Here is a 19,061-nt window from a genome sequence, read left to right on the forward strand (position 1 = left end):
ATGCTGGCAGAAATTATCACCATAGGCGACGAAATATTGATAGGGCAGATCGTAGACACCAATTCGGCATGGATCGCTCAGCAGCTTAATGCCATTGGTATCCGCGTAAAGCAGATCAGTTCGGTTTCTGATGATAAGCAACATATCCTCAATGCTTTGGCCGAGGCTGCCAAACGTGCCGATATCATTGTGATAACCGGAGGGCTCGGGCCCACAAAAGATGATATCACCAAATCGACAATTGCCGAATATTTTAACGTTCCGCTGGTGCGCAACCAGCAAACGCTCGATAACGTGGCACAGATTTTCGCCAAATATAACCGCCCCTTGCTGGAGGTGAACATCCGCCAGGCCGATGTGCCCGAAAATTGCGAGGTTATCATCAACAACAACGGCACGGCGCCGGGCATGTGGTTTAACGAGCAGGGCAAAGTATACATATCCATGCCGGGCGTGCCGCACGAAATGATGTATATGATGGAGGAAGTTGTGCTGCCTAAACTGAAAAACACGTTCAGCCTCCCGGCCATTGTTCACAAAACCATTTTAACGGTTGGCGAGGGCGAATCATTCCTGGCTGAAAAAATTGCGGATATCGAGAGCTCGCTTCCTGCGCACATAAAACTGGCCTACCTGCCCAAATTGGGCTCGGTACGGTTGCGTTTAAGTGCTTTCGGTAACGACGAACAGGTTTTACGGCAGGAGGTCGAACTCTTTGCCGGTCAGCTTACCGAACGTATCGGTAAAGCCGTGGTAACCGATACCGATGTACCGATCGAAAAAGCCATACTCGATGAGATGGAAGCAAAAGGGCTGACACTTTCGGTTGCCGAAAGCTGTACAGGCGGTTATATCTCGCATTTGTTTACCCAGCACCCTGGCTCGTCGAAAGTGTTTTTCGGCGGTGCGATATCCTATTCGTACGATCTGAAAGAGAGCCTGCTCGGTGTTAAGAACGAAACGCTGTGGAGCCATGGCGCAGTAAGCAGGGAAACCGTTGTGGAGATGGTGGAGGGCGCGCTGATCAATTTCAAATCAGATTATGCGGTGGCAGTAACCGGCGTGGCGGGGCCTGGCGGTGGTACCGATGATAAGCCCGTAGGCACAGTATGGATTGCAGTGGCCAATTCCAAAAAAACTTTTGCACATAAGTACACTTTTGGTAAAAAGCGCATGCAAAACATTGAACGCACGGCAATTACAGCACTCGGTATGTTGGTAAAATTACTGCGCGATACCCATCAATAAAGCCCCCAAATCCTTAATTTTACGCCAATTACTAAGCGTATCTATGGCTAAATATAAACTGTTATTGCCCAAAATGGGCGAGAGTGTCGCTGAAGCTACTATCATTAAATGGAATAAGAATATTGGCGACAAGGTGGAAATGGACGAAGCCATATTGGACATCGCCACCGATAAAGTCGACTCTGAAGTACCGTCGCCTGTTAAAGGTACATTAACCCTTAAACTTTGCAATGTCGACGAGGTTGTTCAGGTTGGTTCGGTAATCGCGATTATTGATACCGGCGATGACGGAGCCAATGAAGAAACCACACCCGAACAGAACGAAGCAGCGGCTCCGGCACCCGTAGCGGCAACTGCCGATCCGGTACAAATACCTACTGTAATACCTTCGATAGAAGAAGATGAGATGCACGAGGAGGAACTTTTATCGGAGGCTCCCGTGCAAGCACAGCATATACCCGGTATCGACCAGCTGCCCGCTGCCGAACCCGAAAAGCCGGCTGCACCGGCACAGCCGCCTGTTCAAAACGATTCGTCACGGTTTTACTCGCCGCTGGTAAAAAGTATTGCCCAGCAGGAAAAAGTAAGCCAGCACGAGCTTGACTCAATACCCGGAACCGGCATCGACGGCCGTTTAACGAAGGACGACCTGATTAAATACATCCAGGATAGGGTAAGGGGTACGCTGCCACCGGTAAAACCTGTTGTTACCCAGGAGGAAATACCGTCAACACCAAGGCCATCGGATAGTTTAACACAGCCTGCCTTTGTTACAGGAGCTATTCCTGACGCTAAACCAGTAGCTGCCCAACCCGTAGCTGAAGCACCTAAACCTGTGGCAGAAGCGCCTAAACCGGCAGCACCCACAGAACCTGCTCCGGCACCATCGGCACCAAAACCACCCGCTGCAGAAGCTGCTAAACCTGCTCAACCGGTTCCTCCGCAAACGCAGCAGCCTAAGGCCGCGCCGACCGGCGGTGGCGACGAGATCATAGAGATGGACAGGATGCGCCGCCTGATTGCCGAGCACATGGTGAAAAGCGTGCACACCTCGCCGCACGTAACATCGTTTGTTGAAGTTGACGTAACCAACATCGTACTGTGGCGCGAAAAAAATAAAACCGCTTTCGAAAAACGCGAAGGCACCAAGATTACCTACACGCCGATATTTATCGAAGCCGTGGCCCGCGCCATCCGCGATATGCCGATGATCAACGTTTCGGTAAGCGGTACGCAGATCATTAAAAAGAAAGATATTAATATCGGTATGGCGACTGCCTTGCCAAGCGGTAACCTCATTGTTCCGGTGATCCGCAAGGCCGATGAACTGAACGTTGTGGGCTTAACCAAAGCTGTAAACGACCTGGCCAACCGCGCCCGTACCGGTAAACTGCAGCCCGATGATGTGAAGGACGGCACCTTTACCGTAACCAACGTAGGTACCTTCGGCAACGTAATGGGTACGCCGATCATCAACCAGCCCCAGGTTGCAATACTGGCCTTAGGCGCTATCAAAAAGAAACCTGCCGTTATCGAAACCGAAAGCGGCGACGTGATCGCGGTAAGGCATATGATGTTCCTGTCGTTATCGTATGATCACCGCGTGGTTGATGGCGCCCTGGGCGGCTCATTCATTCGCCGCGTGGCCGATTATTTGGAAGCATGGGATATTAACAGGGAGGTGTAACCCCCTGAAGGGGAAAAAAAAGCGATGTTGATTATTTCAGCATCGCTTTTTTGTTTGGAACGACCACCCGCTCAGGCTTAAATAAACCTGATCTATAACTTATCATCATCGATCATTTTGATAGCCTCATCGTATTTTTTGAGCAAGCTTTGCGCCCTGTCGTAAGACCAGCCATGATAAGAGTCTCTCACCAACAGTAATGTAGTGCGGACATTGGCTAATTTTCTGGAATCATAAGCCAATAAAATTTTAGCTATCTGATCTTCAAGCTTGGTTATCCTGGCCTGGTTATCGTAAATGTCGGTAAGTTTCGATAGCAGCTCAAAATTGGCCTTATTGGTTATACTTTGGCTTTTGGCAACATCCCAGGCCACTGTGTTCAAATCGCGGCATTGCGCACCTGCCGGGGCAATCATTTTAAAGTGGAACTCATCGTTAGCGACAATCTTTTGTTGCAGATCGGCGCTTACCAATACGGAGTCGATACGGGTTAAGATCTTTGCTTCGTACGCATGTTCGATGGTTTCGGCTTCCCTGTTTTTAACCAGTTCCTCCCTGATATTGTGTAATATTTCGCGTGTCTGTTTTTTTTCGTGAAGGTTGGTTATATACTCGGTTAGAAACAAAGCCAGCAAAACGCTGAATATGATCAACAGTGATTCGCCCATATATTCCTTCCAGCCCCTCAATACATATACTTCGTTCCTATGGGCTTTATGGGCAGGCTTTTTAACCGGTGTGGCAGCTTTTTGATCCATAACAGTTTAGGAAATAAATTAATACAACTAAAGATATTAATTTTCTGACATTTTCGCTTTGCCCATTCAAACATTTGGCTAACAATGTTTTGTATCCAGGCGCTGGCACTTGCTCCCGCTTTTAGCGGACAGGGTGGCTTATCTTATTTGCAAAGCTATCCGTCCGGCTAAAGCTAAAACCTTGCCTCTGCGCCCAGCCGATAAACTCATCCAGTCGTCTTTCAAAACCAACACCGGTATTCTTCATTACATAGCCCGGGAAGCCAAAGCGTTCAGGTTGTTTCAGATCTGTAAACTCCCAGGGGTGGAAGTACAGGTTGAGGTAACCATCTTTGTTATGGGTACGCTTGCAAAGCCATTTTAGCAAACCCATCGGCAGGTTATGGAAAGATAGCCAGAACAGCGGGAAACGTATTAACGGGGAAACCGACGATGGCAATTGCAGCACACCATCCTGGTAAAACCAGGTGCGCGGCTTACTAAAATTATTATACCTGCCGGGCAGATAAGTAGGATTGATAGATGAATTATACTGATAACCGGCATTATAGATCTCTTTTTCATCAACAGGCATCATCCGGGCCATGCGGTAACCTTTTACAGGGTGACCGGTCAGTTTTTCGAGCGCGTCTTTCGATTGTTTGAGATGTTCAACCTTAAAATCCGAATGATAAAAACCATGCGAGGCTACTTCGTGCCCATCGTTAATGATCTGTAAAATAACTTCGGGCTTATGCTGCGCGTAATTGGCCGTGCAGTAAAAAGTAGCTTTAACGCTGTGCTTTTTCAGGATGGCCAGTATCTTCTGTGTGCCTTCGGTAGATATGCCCAGCTGGTCTTCAAATGATATATCCTTGCCATACTCAAACGGCATATCAAACTCTTCGATATCAAAACTTAACAGCACCATTATTTAAGCCTATCCAAATTTGTAGAACGGATAATGTAATTTGGGCGCTGCTTGCTTTGCATAAACATTTTACCCAGGTACAGGCCGATGATGCCCAGCACCATCAGGTTCATTCCCCCAAAAAACACGACGGTAGCTAATAGCGAGGCCCAGCCGGCCGCTTCATATTGCGGGCGGAAAAAGTAACTGTACAAAATATAAGGTATATACAGCAGCGATGCGAACGAGAAGAAAGCGCCCACGCCAATAGCTATATTTAACGGACGAACGCTGAATGCTGTAATACCTTCGACAGCAAAGCGTGCCATTTTTTTGAAAGTGTACTTGCTCTTGCCCGAAAAACGCGCATCGGCGGTGTAATGGATGGCGTATTGCTTAAAGCCTAGCCATTTGATGAGGCCGCGCATAAACAAACCGTTTTCGTTGAGCTGTACCAAAACGTTGGCTACCTTACGGTCAATCAGCCTGAAATCGGCTGTGCCTTTTTCCAGTTTGGTATCCGATAGCGAGTTGATCATCTTATAAAAAATGTCGCTCGTTTTGGTTTTCAGGATGGTAGCATCGTCGGTATACTCTCTGCACGAGTAAACCACATCATAGCCTTCTTCCCATTTCGCAACAAACTGGTCGATCATTTCGGGCGGGTGCTGCATATCGCCGTCCATACTGATAATGGCATCACCGGTGGCAAAGTCATAACCGGCTTTCAATGCATTCTGATGGCCAAAATTGCGCGAAAGCTCCAGGTAAAATATATGATTATCGATGAGGGTTAGCCCTTTGAGCTTTTCGAGCGTACCGTCCGAGCTGCCGTCGTCGATAAAAATAATTTCATAATCGTAATTGCTCAATGCCTTGATAGCCGCAAGCAAACGACTGGCCAGGTGTTCAATATTCCCTTCTTCATTAAAAGAGGGTATTACTACCGATATTTTCTTGTTCATGAGCTTGCTAACGAATGAGGGTCAACGTCTTCAAATTTCCGCGTAAGCGTTTCGTATATGATCTTGAGCCATATCACCACGCAAGGTAAGGCTTTTAAGGCATATCGTTTGGTATAATGATCACTCAGATAATGCGGGAACAGGTCGGTAGGCGAGAAGCTGGTAAGTACCAGAGCAAATACCAGCAAAAATATATCTAAGCCGCTTACCGGCCTCGGCGCGTTGATGTACCAGATAGCTACGCCGGCAAAGGCAATGATATAGGTGGGCGACTCGCTGCTGCTGCTGAAAATGATCGGGAAGATGAGGGTAGAGGCCAGTATCAGCAACTGAAAACCGACGAACCTGTAATTTTTAATTTTCAGGTACGATGAAAAGAAAAGCGCCACGCCCGGTATTAAAAACCAGATGTTCGAGAGGTTTGGCACATCAAAAATGCGCCTGGCCATACCTTTAACCGAAATATCCTGCATGGTTGAGCCACTGTTCTGAATGTCTTTATCCGATAAGCTGTGATACCAGTCCTTATAGCATTGCACAACAAAATGCGGCGACGAAAATACCATCGGCAAGCAAAACAACACCACGAACCAAAACACCATGCTCAGCGCGAACTTCGGTTTGTTTTGTGAGAAGAAAAAGAAAGCCAGACCAACAATACCATAAAGCTTAATAAAAGTACCCAGGGCAATAGCCAACGCCGCCCAGAAATCTTTCCCGTTCCGGATGAACACAAAACTGAAAATGATCAAACTGGTAATAAAAGGGTTTACCTGTACGCTCAGCGAAGTGGTCACCAGTTCGTTAGTGCAGATCAGTAAAATCGCCACTTGTTTTTTGTTATCGACAGGCAGCATCGTAACAGCCTTGTACAACATAAACGAGTTGAACAAACTCCACAACATCACAGCAATACCATCGGGCAATAGGTAAAATGGCGCAATTAAAACCGCGAAAACAGGCCCGTAGTGATTTTTATCCTCAAAAAACTGCGGATACTCCAAAAACAGGTTTTTCTGGTGGATCAGATCGTAAAAAGTGTATTTATAGATCTTATAGTTGTTGTAAACGTGCAGCAGGTCCTGCTTCAGAGCAAAAAGTAAACTCAAACCAAAATAAAGCGCCAGTACAAAGGTTTTGTTGGTAAAAAGCTTTTTGATGGATGCGATCAAGAGTTGTAGCGTATGGGTTTATTGACGTAAAAATAAGAAAATAAAATTTACAGGTGTAAACAATGCTCGAAAACGCAAAAGGCCGCGGGGTTATCGCGGCCTTTTATCCCGGAGAAATCTACAAAAAACTCCGGTCATCTTTATTTATCACACAATCAAACTCACATCTTTTATCTGCCCGGCTAAAGCGATAAAAGCCTTGTCATCTGATATACGTACCTGGTTTTCGATCAGATTTTTTAATTTGATCTTTCCGGTTACAAAATGGAAGGTATCCGAGTAAAAACGCTCGTGGATATGCTCGAACTTTAACGCATCGATCAAACCTTCATCGTTATAACGCAGGTAAACGTTCAGCTCGATGTCGTTGGTAAAATTCAGGTCGCGTTTGCTGTGCGCCTTTTTGTACTCGTACTGGTAGTCGTAACGCAGGGCCGCAATGTCCGACAGTACTGCCGAACCGGTCGGGTGCCCGCCCGCGCCCTTGCCGAAAAAGAACTGCTGATCGGCGAAAGCTGCCTGCACCACAACGCCATTGTATTCGTTCTCTACGTTGTATAAAAACTCGCTGTCGTTAACCAGTTTGGGTATTACAAACATGGCTACATGTTTGGCATCGAGTTCTTTAGCTACAGGTACGAGCTTGATCTTTAAGCGTTTTTCGCGCGCGTATTGAATATCTTCGGCAGCCAGGTTTTGGATACCGATGTTCAACACATCCTCGGGTTTTACAACCACGCCGTAAGCATGCGCAGCCGCTATCACCAGTTTGTATTTGGCATCAAACCCGCCTACATCAAGAGTGGGGTCGGTTTCGGCAAAACCCAAATCCTGCGCCTGTTTTAATGCAGTGTTATAATCTAAACCCTCGTTGCATACTTTGGTCAGGATGTAATTTGACGAACCGTTAAAAATACCGCTGATAGAATGCAGTAATTCATTGTCATAATATTCTTCCAGGTTGCGGATGATCGGGATACTCCCGCAAACCGAGCCTTCGTACAACAGCGAAGTGCCATGTTGATATTGCAGTTCGATCAGCTCGGCCAGGTTATCGGCTATCATTTTTTTATTGGCCGATACTACGTTTTTACCGCTGCTTAAAGCTTTTTTTACAATTTCGAAAGCCGCCGGCGGGTCGTTGGTCAGCTCTACGATGGTATTGATCTCCGGGTCGTTCAGGATCGCGTCCCGGTTGGTGGTAAATAATTCTGCCGGTAAGGAGCGGTGCTTGGCCGCATCTTTAATAGCTATTCTAACAATTTCGAGGTTCAGATTTTTGGTGATGATGATATCGTGCAGTCCTTGTCCAACAACACCAAAGCCGAACAGGCCAATTTTTAACTTTTTACTCATTATACATTATGCTGTTTGCAGCTTTATTACTTTTCCGTTAATGTCTGAGCCCAAAAAATCACCGATGATCTTGGTCAGTGTCTCGGTCTCAATTAAAAAACTGTCGTGCCCGTATATCGAGTCGAACTCCACATACGACGCATCAGGGATATGTGCCGCCAGGTATTGCTGCTCGGCAACAGGGAACAGGATATCCGATTTGATACCGATCACCAATGTTTTTGATTTTACCTGTGCCAATGCCTCCTCAACGCTGCCACGGTTGCGGCCCACGTTATGCGAATCCATCGCTTTGCTTAAATACCAGTAGCTGTAGGCATTAAAACGTTTTACCAGCTTTTCGCCCTGGTAATTCTGGTACGATGCCGCTTTGTAGTTTTCCAGTTTATCGTGCTCGTCGTGCTTTTGCGTTGTATGGTAAGTAGCATAGCCGCGATAGGAGAGCAGGGCGATGCTGCGTGCTGCCTTTAAACCTTTCGCTCCGCCATCGGGCGTATTCGAGTAAAAGGTACGGTCGGCAGTAATGGCTAATCGTTGCGACTCGTTAAAAGCGATGCCCCATGGCGAATGCAGGGCGTTTGTAGCGATCAATATCAGGTTGTTAATCTTAGCCGGATCGATCAGCGACCATTCCAAAGCCTGCTGCCCGCCTAACGAACCGCCTATTAAAACGTTGATCTGGTCGATACCCAGATGATCGGCCAGTAACTGGTGCGCTTTCACCATATCGCGAATGGTGATGAGCGGGAATGATAAATAGTAAGGTTGCCCCGTAGTTTCGTCAATATCAAGGGGATGGGTACTGCCGTAAGGAGACGACAGCACATTGGCGCAGACGATATAATGATCGGCAGGGTTAAACAAATTGTTATCGCCGAAAAGGCCGGCCCACCAGTCCAATACATCCGAGTTTGCCGTTAAAGCGTGGCACACCCAGATCACGTTATTGCGGTGTTTATTTAGTTTACCGAAGGTATGGTAGCCAACCTGCAGGCCATGCAGCTGTTTACCCGATTCGAGTATAAAGTTTTTTGAATACTTAAATGTTTCTGCGCTCATTATTTATATAACCCTCCCGGTTAAAAACCGGGAGGGCTTCATTATTATATTATACTAATTCGGGCGTTTGCTGTTTTATTGCAGCGAACGCATTCTCAAAGTCGGCTTTGATATCATCAATATGCTCAATACCTACTGCGACACGCAGCTGGTTCGGCGTTACCCCGGCCGAGATCTGTTCATCGATCGACAACTGCTGGTGTGTAGTGGCCGATGGTTGTATGATGAGTGTCTTGGCATCGCCCACGTTAGCCAGATGGCTCACCAGTTTAAGGCTATCGATAAACTTGCCGGCATTTTCCTTGTCGCCCTTAACCTCGAAAGTCAAAACTGCGCCAAAACCATTTTTTAAATATTTTTTAGCTAACTGATGCTGCGGCGATGATTCCAGGCCCGGATAGTTTACACTTTCAACCTGCGGGTGCTTTTCGAGCCATTTAGCCAGTTCGAGCGCATTATCTACATGGCGTTGTACGCGCAGCGATAAGGTTTCGATACCCTGGATAAAGAGGAACGAGTTGAACGGCGATTGCGACGGCCCGAAATCGCGCAAGCCCTCAACACGGGCGCGAATAATATACTGGATATTACCGAACGGCCCGCCGATACCAAACACATCCGAAAATACGAGGCCGTGGTAACCTTCTGCGGGTTCGGTAAACTGCGGGTATTTACCATTGCCCCAGTTGTAGTTTCCGCCGTCGACGATAACGCCGCCTATGCTGGTGCCATGTCCGCCAATCCATTTGGTGGCCGATTGTACCACTACGTGCGCGCCATGCTCCAGCGGGCGGAATAAATACCCCGCAGCGCCAAAAGTGTTATCTACTATTAACGGCAGATCGTGTTTTTTGGCTAAAGCCGATACCTTATCAAAATCGGCAATGTTGAAGCCAGGGTTGCCTATAGTTTCCAGGTAGAGGGCTTTGGTGTTTTTATCTATTAGTGCTCCAAAACTTTCCGCTGTATCGTCTTTTGCAAAACGGGCCTCAACGCCCAGTCGTTTAAAAGCAACTTTAAACTGGTTGTAAGTGCCCCCGTATAAAAAAGGCGAGGTTACAAAGTTATCACCGGCCTGTAAGATGTTGTTTAGTGCTAAAAATTGTGCTGCCTGGCCCGATGCTGTAGCCAATGCCGCAACGCCGCCCTCTAAAGCTGCAATGCGTTTTTCGAACACATCGGTAGTTGGGTTCATGATGCGGCTGTAAATGTTGCCGAACTCTTTTAAAGCGAAAAGGTTTGCGCCGTGCTCGGCGTTTTTAAATACGAACGATGTAGTTTGATACAAAGGTACTGCGCGTGCGCCTGTGGTTGGATCGGCTTCCTGGCCGGCATGTAACTGTAAGGTTTCGAATTTGAAATTTGGTGTTGACATAGATTATGGTTTTTAGATTTTTAATTGGACTCTGGATTAAAGAATCGCGCCCGGAACCTTCGGGCCCCTGGCGTTTACACAAATTACTTCCGGCAAAAGCCAAATAAGTTGAGTTAATAGCGTTTTAACAACAGCAACAACACATACAAATACAACCGTTTGGAACAGGCGTAAATGTAAATTTGCTACGGAAGGCATTCCGTGAATTAAAGGGATCTAAAAATTGAAACAACGTTTTCATGGTTATTCATTTATATTCCCCGGCAATCCATTTCGCCGGGCCAGGATTTGGCACCTTCTCCCGTTTAGGAGGGTTGCCAGTGGGTTAATGAGCCTGATCTCTCGCCACTTCTTTATAAATCAAAACCTTTTTGAGGGGTGTTGATCTTGGTGTTTTTACCAAATAATGTTTCAAATATATACTTTAGTAGTAAGCTCTGCAAAACATAATTTTGCAATATTTTATAAGTGACTGAATGATAGCGTTATATCTTCGATCAGGTCGTCGATATTTTCCAGTCCGACCGACACACGGAGCAGGTTTTTCGGCGTTTTGGTATCCGGCCCCTCAACACTGGCGCGGTGTTCTATTAAACTTTCAACACCGCCTAAGCTTGTGGCCTGTGTAAATATCTTTAAGCTGTTGATCACCTTGCGAGCGGCATCTTCGCCGCCCTTTACCGCGAATGACAGCATGCCTCCAAAACTCAGCATCTGCTCTTTAGCGATCTGATGTTGCGGGTGTGATGCCAGGCCAGGGTACATTACCGCTTCGACCTGCGGTTGTTTCTCTAAAAAATCAGCCAGCTTCATCGCATTGTCCACATGGCCCTTCATACGGTAAGGTAAGGTTTTGATACTGCGCACCAGCATATAGCAATCGTGAGGCGAGGGGATAGCGCCGCCATACTCGTGTACCTGTTTGATCTTTTGCCACCATTCGTCGTCATGAGCAGCAATTAAAGCTCCGCCCATCAGGTCGCTGTGCCCGCCGAAGTATTTGGTAGTAGAGTGCATCACCAGGTCGGCGCCCAAAGCCAAAGGTTGCTGGCATACCGGCGTAGCAAAAGTATTATCGCATACTACTTTAATGTGGTGTTGTCTGGCTACACCGATCACCATTTTAATATCGGTAACTTTCAGCAACGGGTTCGATGGTGTTTCGAGCCAGATGAGTTTGGTATTGGGTTTGATATGGCTTTCCAGAACCGCCTGGTCATTCACATCAATAAAATCGAACTCCAAAGTATCAGCAAACAGGTTTTTAAGCTGGTTGCGTAAACCATGGTACATATCATCAGGCGCAATGATATGATTGCCGGGTTTCAGGGTTTGAAAAACCGACATTCCCGCCGCATTGCCCGATGAAAATGCGGCTGCAACCGAACCGCCTTCCAGCTTGGCCAACACATTTTCTAAAGCAGTACGGTTAGGATTGCTGCTGCGGCTGTAGATGTAACCACCGGGGTAACCGCCGTCTTCGCCGCGCTTAAAGGTGGTAGCCATGGTGATGGGTTGTATTACTGCGCCCGAAGAATCGTTGGCCTGGTTACCGGCATGTATGGCTATGGTTTCGATTTTCATGAAGATAAGAATGTTGAGCTGTAAAAATACGGATTGAATTGGATTTGCTTTAATAGATAATTTCTAAATAAGCCGTACCTATTGTTTGTTACATCAAAATGATGATGAAATTATCCTCATTATTGTACTTTTGTACCCAAAGTTTATAATCTATATGGACGCTGAGCAAACTTTAACGCTACTACTGGATAATCCCCGCCTTTCGGCCGAACTTAAAGCCATCGCTCAAAAAGTATATGATAACCAGCGCATCACCTTTGATGAAGGCGTACTACTTTACGAAAAGGCCGAACTATCCTATCTGGGCGCTCTGGCCAATTATATCCGCGAAAAGCGCCATAGCAACAAAACCTATTTCAACCGCAACTTTCATATCGAGCCTACCAACCTTTGCGTTTACGATTGCAAATTCTGCTCGTACTCGCGCCTGATCAAGCAACGATCGGAAGGCTGGGAGTATACTATGGACGAGATGCTCGACATCGTAAAAAAATACGATGGCGAACCGGTTACCGAAGTGCACATTGTAGGAGGTGTGCTACCGCAGTACGATGTGGAGTTTTACAGCACGCTGTTCAGCAAAATAAAACAACACCGTCCCGATCTGCATGTTAAAGCATTAACCCCTGTTGAATATCATTACATCTTTAAAAAGGCTAAGATAGATTACGCCACGGGCATGAAACTGATGAAAGACTCGGGCCTCGAGTCTATCCCCGGCGGAGGCGCAGAGATATTCCACCCTGAAATCCGCGACCAGATAGCTAAAGATAAATGTACGGGCGATCAATGGCTGGCCATCCACGAAGAGTGGCATAAATTAGGTATGCGCAGTAATGCGACTATGTTATACGGTCACATCGAGCAATACTGGCACCGGGTAGATCATATGGAGCGTTTGCGTACTTTACAGGATAAAACCGGCGGCTTCCAGACTTTTATCCCATTAAAGTTCCGCAACCAGGATAACCAGATGTCGAACGTGCCCGAATCTACCGTGGTGGAGGATTTGCGTAATTACGCCATATCGCGTATCTACCTCGATAATTTTGATCATATCAAAGCTTATTGGGCGATGATCAGCCGTACCACGGCTCAGCTGTCGTTAAACTTTGGCGTGGATGATATCGACGGAACGCTGGATGATACCACCAGGATCTATTCGATGGCAGGAGCCGAAGAGCAAAACCCGGCCATGAGCACCAAACAACTGGTCGAACTGATTAAACAGGTTGGCCGTTACCCGATAGAGAGGGATACCTTATATAACGTAATGACAGATTATAACGACTTTGAGTTTCCTGACGAACCCAAGCCACAATTTTATAAATTACCGGTAATAAATTAGTGAGTGGTCAATAGTCAGTTGTGAATATTTAAATAACTGACTATTCACCACTCACCACTCACTATATGGTTCAAAAAACACTATACATTATCCGCCACGGGCAAACCGAACTTAATAAAAAAGGCATTATCCAGGGACGCGGCATCGATGCCGATTTGAATGACACGGGCCGCTTGCAGGCCGCAGCTTTTTTTAAAGCTTACCGCGATGTACCTTTTGATAAGATCTACGTATCCGAATTGAAACGTACCCGGCAAACCGTTCAACAGTTTATCGATCTGGGCATACCTTTCGAAAAATTGCCCGGTTTAGACGAGTTGGCCTGGGGCATACACGAAGGCGAAGCCAGCACCCCCGAAAACAGGCTGGCATTCTTAAACATCATGCGCGATTGGCTCGAAGGCCGCTTAGATTCGAAATTTGAAGGTGGCGAAAGCCCCAATGAAGTACAGGCGCGGCAAAAAGAGGCGCTCAACGTGATCATGAGCCATCCCGAAGAAAAAACTGTGTTAATAGCCATGCATGGCCGTGCCATGCGTTTGTTTTTGTGCCTGCTGACCAATGTGCCGTTGACCAAGATGGACGATTTTCCGCACCAGAATGTGATCTTATACAAAGTGAATTACGACGGCGAAAAATTTAGTATCGCCGATTTTAATAACTCCGACCACCTGAAACACCTTGCTACCGATCTGTGAAAAAAATTAGAATATCCGCCGTTAGTTATACCAATACCAAGCCTTTCATTTACGGCATCCAACACGCCGATATATCGGATAAAATCGATTTAAGCCTTGATACCCCATCCGATTGCGCTCAAAAACTGATCGATGATCGGGCAGATATCGGCCTGATACCCGTAGCAGCGGTTCTGAATATACCAAACTGGCAAATCGTATCCGATTATTGCATCGGTGCGGTAGGGGCGGTTAACTCGGTTTTCATCTTCAGCAATTGCGATATTACGGATGTTAAACGCATTCAGTTAGATCCGCAGTCGCGCTCATCGAATAACCTGGCTAAAGTGCTGCTGAAAAACTATTGGAAGCTATCGCCCGAACTGATCGTTGGCGCGGATGATTATTCACAATCAACGGATCGGCATACGGCTTTCGTACAAATAGGCGACCGTACCTTCGGTAAAAAAGATCAGTATAAATACGTGTACGACCTGGCTGAAGTATGGCTGAATTTTACCGGGCTGCCCTTTATGTTTGCCGGCTGGATAGCCAACAAACCCATCGACGCAGATTTTATTACCGAATTTAATAAAGCGTTAAAATTAGGGTTAGACAGCCGCAGCGAATTATTTAAAGAACTGCCACAGGTGGATAATTTTGATGTGGAAGATTACCTGATGCATAAGATAGATTTTGATGTAACCGATGAGAAGAAGCAGGCGATGACCTTGTTTTTAAACTACATTAAAGCGCTTTAAGCAGCCAATAAATTTTCAATTTTATTAAGCAGCTGAAAAATATCGAAGGGTTTGGCTACAAAATCGTCGGCCCCGTAATCTTGAATGGTTTGGTTTACCGCCGGCGTTGCCGACACCATAATAACAGGAATATTCTTTGTTTTTTCTTCGCTTTTTATTTTTTTGCAGATATCCCTGCCATCAAGCCCGGCCAGCATTACATCCAATAGTACCAAATCCGGTACATAGCTGTCTATTTTTTTAAACACATCGTCCCCGTTCGGGGTCGACTCGACATCGTATCCCGAATACTTAAGAAGCTCTGTTAACGCATCCAGTATAAAAAGGTCATCATCAACTGCGAGTATTTTTTTTGGCATCGGCTAAATAATTAAAGCATAAAACCCTATTGGCTTTATACCGGGTTCGTTGCGACAGATAAAAGTTATCTATCTCCTTTATATTGTGCCTTTGTAACCAAATTGTCGCAAAGAGTTAATTTTTTCGGGGGATAGGTTTGGTTCTTTTAATCTGCAGTTAATTGGCAATTGCTGTGCCGGGTTTTTGGGTTTGCGATATTTTTAATATGGAGCTGTATTTAGCTGTCGAAATTAAAAATTTTAATAAAAATTTCATTTTGTTATCAAAATGTCATAAAAATTTAAATTATGTTGTAAAATTAATAATAAATGCTCACCTTTGTTGTGTAATTAATACTTACACACATAAAAAAGCAAGGTCATGAAAAAAGTATTCATCACAGCCATATTAGTATCAGGTTTATCATTAGGTGTTTTTGCGGATGGCGGTAAAAAAGGTAATGATAACAGCAACTCAAGTGCAGCATCTTACACAGCCCTGAATCAATTCAGCAGCGATTATAAAGACGCAAAAAACGTAGTTTGGAAAGTTGACGGCAACTGCCAGAAAGCAGAGTTTGTTTTAGAAGGTAAAAAAGTAACTGCCTTTTACAGCTTAACCGGCGAGTTTTTAGGTTTAACCCAACCGGTTGACTACAAAACTATCCCGGCCGACGCTCAAAAAGATATCGCTGCCAGCTACAAAGGCTATACAGTTGGCGAAGTGATCAAATTAGAACCAAAACAAGAAAGAGATGTAACCGATTTGTACGCCGGCTCCGCTTTCAAAAACGATGCGGTAGTTTATTTTGTCGACTTAAAAAGCGCTAAAGAAGAAATATTGGTTAGGGTAACTCCTGATGCCGATGTGTACTTTTTTAAACAAGTAAAATAAACAGTTCATTAACATCCCTTATATAAATTAAGGCTTTCCGGATATTCCGGGAAGCTTTTTTTATGAGATATGAATGGTGTTGCCGGTAAGCGCTTCCAGTTCGTACGGATTATGGGTTACGATGAGGCAGGTCGTGTCGAACCGTTGAAGTAATACTTTTAACTGCACAATAAGCTCCTGCCGCATTTCCATATCCAACGCCGAAAAAGGCTCATCCATCAACATTAATTGAGGCTTAACAGCCAACGCGCGAATGATTGCCAAACGCTGCTGCTGCCCGCCCGAAAGATATTCGGGTTTGTGATTTGCCAAAGTCTCCAGCTTTGCAAAATGCAACAACTCATTTGTCCATTCCTGGTCGGTTGTGGCATACTCGAGATGTTGTTTAACCGTCATATTGGGGAAAAGCGCATAACCCTGGAATACAAAACCTGTTTTTCTTTTTTGCGGGGATAGATTGATACGCGTACCGGCGTCAAGCCAAATCTCATTATTGACGATGATCCTGCCTTTCTCAGGAGTGGTTAAACCCGCTATCATCTTCAGTAAAGTAGTTTTTCCGGCACCCGACGGACCGGTAACACTGGTAATGCTGTTAGGCGCTATCTCGGTATTCACCTTTAATAGCTTATGTCCTTCATAGGCCCGCAATTTTTTTTCGATATCGATGATGATCATTCCAGCGGGATCTTAGCAGTACGTTTGTTAAAAATGAAAACAGCCATCACAATGAGAAAAGTAACGGCAAACAGAAACAGCGAATATGAATTGGCTGTGGCATAATCCATATTCTCGACCGAATCGTAAATAGCGATCGAAGCCACCTTCGTAACATTCGGGATATTACCGCCGATCATCAGCACAACGCCAAACTCACCTAAAGTATGCGCGAATGTAAGCACAATGGCCGTAAGCAGAGACGCCCGGATGTTAGGTAATAATACCTTGATAAACGTTTGCAGTTCGGTTTTGCCCAACGTGTATGATGCCTGTGCCAGCGAAGACGGCAATTGCTGCAAAGCCGACTTAACAGGCCCTATCATAAAAGGCATACTATAGATAACCGAGGCCAGTACCAATCCCTCGAAAGAAAAAACAAACTGGATGTTGAAATGCTGCTGCAGCCATAAACCTAAGCCACGCTGCGGGCTGAAGGCTATCAATAAATAGAACCCCAAAACCGATGGCGGCAATACCAGCGGCATAGTAATGACAGCCTCGATGACGAGCTTAAAGACAGAGCGGCCTTTGGCCAGCCAATAAGCCACAGGCAACCCGATAACGAGCAAAACAGCAGTGGTAATGGCGGCCAGCCTGAGCGTTAGCCATATAGGCGACCAATCCATCAGCAGCAAAACGATTTATTGTACATGATAGCCATATTGGGTAAATATAGCTTTTGCCGATGGAGATAAAATATATTTATAAAACTTTTGAGCGTTTTCAAAATTGGTTTCCTTGCCGTGTTTTAAAATAACCATGCCCTGTTGTATAGCCGTGTACAAATTCACGTCGACAGGCGCCCAGTAAAGCTTTGCATTCTTATCGGCATCTTTAATAAACGACTGGCTGGTAAAACCTACCGTAACCGCACCGGTGGTGATGTAAGTATTTACCTGGGCAATGCTTTCGCCGTAAACCAGTTTGGGCTTTACACTGTTCATGATGCCGGTTTTGATCAGTGCTTCTTCGGCAGCCTTGCCATATGGGGCAATTGCGGCATTGGCTATGGCTATTTTTTTAACCTTGCCTTTCTGTAACAGGCTTTGCCAGTTTTTCAGGTCGAGTTTTTGCCGGCTGCAAACAATGAGGTTACCCCAGGCATACACCACCGGCTCATCCATGCTGAAGCCCGCTTTATAAAGACTCTCCGGAAAGCTAATATCGGCAGATAAAAAAACATCGAAAGGAGCGCCGTTCTTGATCTGGTTAACCAGGTTGCCCGATGAGCCGGTGATCGGTTGTATCTCGATACCGGTTTGCTTTTTAAAATCGGCCCCCAGCGCTTTAATTACCGATTGCAGGTTGGCCGCCGCAGCAACCTGCAGGGTTTGCGCCTGGGCTATGATACCTGCAAAGAAAAGCAGGAGCGAGGTAAGGATGAATTTTCCGAATTTCATTTCAACAAATTTATTAAAATTGGCATGATGAGCAAAGTCCCATCTAAACGGCGAGGCCCTCATTAACGCCTTTAAATACAATCATCGATTAATAATCTCTCCCAGTTGGGAAGACTTTTTTAAAGCCCTGCGGGGAGGGTTGGTTGGGGCCTATTTCCCCAATAACCCACGCGCCTCGGCGCAGGTAATATCGTTATTGTAAATTTTTGTTCCCGGCTGCTGCAGTTCACCGCCATCGTGCAGGTTACCCGTATCAACTGCGGCAAAACCAATCTCTTCAATTAACCGCGATATCTTGGCTTTGGCTTCGATACTGTCGCCGGCCATAAAAATGGCTTTTCGCTCCTGCAAAGGTAAATCCTTACGGCCTCCCAGCTCCAGGTGCTTAAAATTTTTTGTATTGAATGCTTTTACTATAATGGCGCCGGGAAGTTTCCTGGCAGTTTCTTCGCTGCTTGTCGAGTTGCTCAGTTTATATAAACCGCCGCCGGGTTTATAGGGGTTCATGGCGTCGATCACAATTTTATCTTTCACCAGCTGCGGGTCGGGCAGGGCCTCTGTCTTGCTCCACGGCGTGGCAAGCAATACGATCTCTCCAAAAGCGGCAGCATCATTTTTGCTTAATGCAATTGCGTTGTCGCCCAGCTTTTTTACGATCTCCTGCAGCGATTCGGGTCCGCGCGAATTACTGATAGCTACCGCATGCCCGGCTTTGACAAATAACTGAGCGGTTGTCGCCCCGATTTTACCCGCGCCTATAATTCCGATCTTCATTGGGATATCTGCGTTAAGTTTTTCTGAAAAAAAGAAAATCTTCGCCTATCTGATA

19 protein-coding genes and 1 riboswitch are annotated in these 19,061 nt (G+C 45.9%); of the genes, 6 read left to right on the top strand and 13 right to left on the bottom strand.

The genetic code is table 11. From position 1 onward, the window contains the following. Together BEL04_RS02505 and BEL04_RS02510 are read left to right on the top strand one after the other, a co-directional pair. Positions 1-1,248 (top strand): competence/damage-inducible protein A, encoded by a 1,248-nt coding sequence (locus tag BEL04_RS02505; protein ID WP_065999841.1) that lies wholly within the window; start codon positions 1-3, stop codon positions 1,246-1,248. A 43-nt stretch (positions 1,249-1,291) separates the two neighbouring features. Further along, positions 1,292-2,935, top strand: a complete 1,644-nt coding sequence (locus BEL04_RS02510; protein ID WP_065999844.1) for a dihydrolipoamide acetyltransferase family protein — start codon at positions 1,292-1,294, stop codon at positions 2,933-2,935. Between the two features lie 92 nt (positions 2,936-3,027). Here the strand turns inward: BEL04_RS02510 and BEL04_RS02515 are convergent, their stop codons facing one another. The 8 genes from BEL04_RS02515 to BEL04_RS02550 form a co-directional block, all read right to left on the bottom strand. Beyond that, the gene (locus BEL04_RS02515; protein ID WP_065999847.1) at positions 3,028-3,693 is read right to left on the bottom strand and encodes a hypothetical protein; all 666 of its coding nucleotides are present in this window, start codon (positions 3,691-3,693) and stop codon (positions 3,028-3,030) included. A gap of 121 nt (positions 3,694-3,814) precedes the next feature. After that, positions 3,815-4,603 carry a polysaccharide deacetylase family protein gene (locus BEL04_RS02520; protein ID WP_065999849.1) on the bottom strand — a complete coding sequence of 263 codons (789 nt, stop codon included), beginning with the start codon at positions 4,601-4,603 and terminating at the stop codon, positions 3,815-3,817. Then, entirely contained in the window at positions 4,603-5,547 is a 945-nt protein-coding gene (locus tag BEL04_RS02525) for a glycosyltransferase family 2 protein (protein ID WP_065999851.1), read from the bottom strand. Before BEL04_RS02525 ends, BEL04_RS02520 begins: the two co-directional genes overlap by 1 nt. Further along, positions 5,544-6,719, bottom strand: a complete 1,176-nt coding sequence (locus BEL04_RS02530; protein ID WP_254659515.1) for a glycosyltransferase family 87 protein — start codon at positions 6,717-6,719, stop codon at positions 5,544-5,546. The genes BEL04_RS02525 and BEL04_RS02530 overlap by 4 nt, the downstream gene beginning before the upstream one ends. A gap of 147 nt (positions 6,720-6,866) precedes the next feature. Next, positions 6,867-8,075, bottom strand: coding sequence for a homoserine dehydrogenase (locus tag BEL04_RS02535; protein ID WP_065999854.1), 1,209 nt, complete (start codon positions 8,073-8,075; stop codon positions 6,867-6,869). A 6-nt stretch (positions 8,076-8,081) separates the two neighbouring features. Further along, on the bottom strand, positions 8,082-9,134 hold the full coding sequence (metX, locus tag BEL04_RS02540; RefSeq protein WP_065999855.1) for a homoserine O-acetyltransferase: 1,053 nt from the start codon (positions 9,132-9,134) through the stop codon (positions 8,082-8,084). Positions 9,135-9,183: 49 nt separating this feature from the next. Next, the gene (locus BEL04_RS02545) at positions 9,184-10,509 is read right to left on the bottom strand and encodes an O-acetylhomoserine aminocarboxypropyltransferase/cysteine synthase family protein (protein WP_065999857.1); all 1,326 of its coding nucleotides are present in this window, start codon (positions 10,507-10,509) and stop codon (positions 9,184-9,186) included. Between the two features lie 248 nt (positions 10,510-10,757). Further along, a riboswitch (SAM riboswitch) is annotated at positions 10,758-10,871 on the bottom strand. A gap of 100 nt (positions 10,872-10,971) precedes the next feature. Then, the gene (locus tag BEL04_RS02550) at positions 10,972-12,093 is read right to left on the bottom strand and encodes a PLP-dependent aspartate aminotransferase family protein (protein ID WP_065999859.1); all 1,122 of its coding nucleotides are present in this window, start codon (positions 12,091-12,093) and stop codon (positions 10,972-10,974) included. Positions 12,094-12,247: 154 nt separating this feature from the next. Between BEL04_RS02550 and mqnE the strand changes: the two genes are divergently transcribed. From mqnE to BEL04_RS02565, 3 genes are all read left to right on the top strand, one after another. Continuing rightward, positions 12,248-13,441, top strand: a complete 1,194-nt coding sequence (gene mqnE / locus BEL04_RS02555; RefSeq protein ID WP_065999861.1) for an aminofutalosine synthase MqnE — start codon at positions 12,248-12,250, stop codon at positions 13,439-13,441. A gap of 65 nt (positions 13,442-13,506) precedes the next feature. Further along, a complete protein-coding gene (locus BEL04_RS02560) occupies positions 13,507-14,139 on the top strand; it encodes a histidine phosphatase family protein (RefSeq protein WP_065999864.1) in 633 nt (210 codons plus the stop codon). Then, positions 14,136-14,879: a menaquinone biosynthetic enzyme MqnA/MqnD family protein gene (locus BEL04_RS02565; RefSeq protein WP_065999865.1), complete on the top strand. Its 744-nt coding sequence runs from the start codon at positions 14,136-14,138 to the stop codon at positions 14,877-14,879. Before BEL04_RS02560 ends, BEL04_RS02565 begins: the two co-directional genes overlap by 4 nt. Here BEL04_RS02565 and BEL04_RS02570 read toward each other — a convergent pair. Continuing rightward, positions 14,876-15,238 (bottom strand): response regulator transcription factor, encoded by a 363-nt coding sequence (locus BEL04_RS02570; RefSeq protein WP_065999866.1) that lies wholly within the window; start codon positions 15,236-15,238, stop codon positions 14,876-14,878. The genes BEL04_RS02565 and BEL04_RS02570 overlap by 4 nt on opposite strands. Before the next feature lie 361 nt (positions 15,239-15,599). Here BEL04_RS02570 and BEL04_RS02575 point away from each other — a divergent pair, with 361 nt between their 5' ends. Then, positions 15,600-16,112, top strand: a complete 513-nt coding sequence (locus BEL04_RS02575) for a hypothetical protein (RefSeq protein WP_065999870.1) — start codon at positions 15,600-15,602, stop codon at positions 16,110-16,112. A gap of 60 nt (positions 16,113-16,172) precedes the next feature. Here the strand turns inward: BEL04_RS02575 and BEL04_RS02580 are convergent, their stop codons facing one another. From BEL04_RS02580 to BEL04_RS02595, 4 genes are all read right to left on the bottom strand, one after another. After that, positions 16,173-16,790 (bottom strand): sulfate/molybdate ABC transporter ATP-binding protein, encoded by a 618-nt coding sequence (locus tag BEL04_RS02580; RefSeq protein WP_065999875.1) that lies wholly within the window; start codon positions 16,788-16,790, stop codon positions 16,173-16,175. Next, the gene (modB, locus tag BEL04_RS02585) at positions 16,787-17,458 is read right to left on the bottom strand and encodes a molybdate ABC transporter permease subunit (protein WP_083227731.1); all 672 of its coding nucleotides are present in this window, start codon (positions 17,456-17,458) and stop codon (positions 16,787-16,789) included. The genes BEL04_RS02580 and modB overlap by 4 nt, the downstream gene beginning before the upstream one ends. A gap of 15 nt (positions 17,459-17,473) precedes the next feature. After that, a complete protein-coding gene (modA, locus tag BEL04_RS02590; protein ID WP_066003379.1) occupies positions 17,474-18,232 on the bottom strand; it encodes a molybdate ABC transporter substrate-binding protein in 759 nt (252 codons plus the stop codon). Between the two features lie 150 nt (positions 18,233-18,382). Further along, on the bottom strand, positions 18,383-19,006 hold the full coding sequence (locus BEL04_RS02595; RefSeq protein WP_065999876.1) for an NADPH-dependent F420 reductase: 624 nt from the start codon (positions 19,004-19,006) through the stop codon (positions 18,383-18,385). Positions 19,007-19,061 lie beyond the last annotated feature (55 nt).

It is taken from the genome of Mucilaginibacter sp. PPCGB 2223 (assembly GCF_001705515.1).
In the GTDB taxonomy this organism is placed as follows: domain Bacteria; phylum Bacteroidota; class Bacteroidia; order Sphingobacteriales; family Sphingobacteriaceae; genus Mucilaginibacter.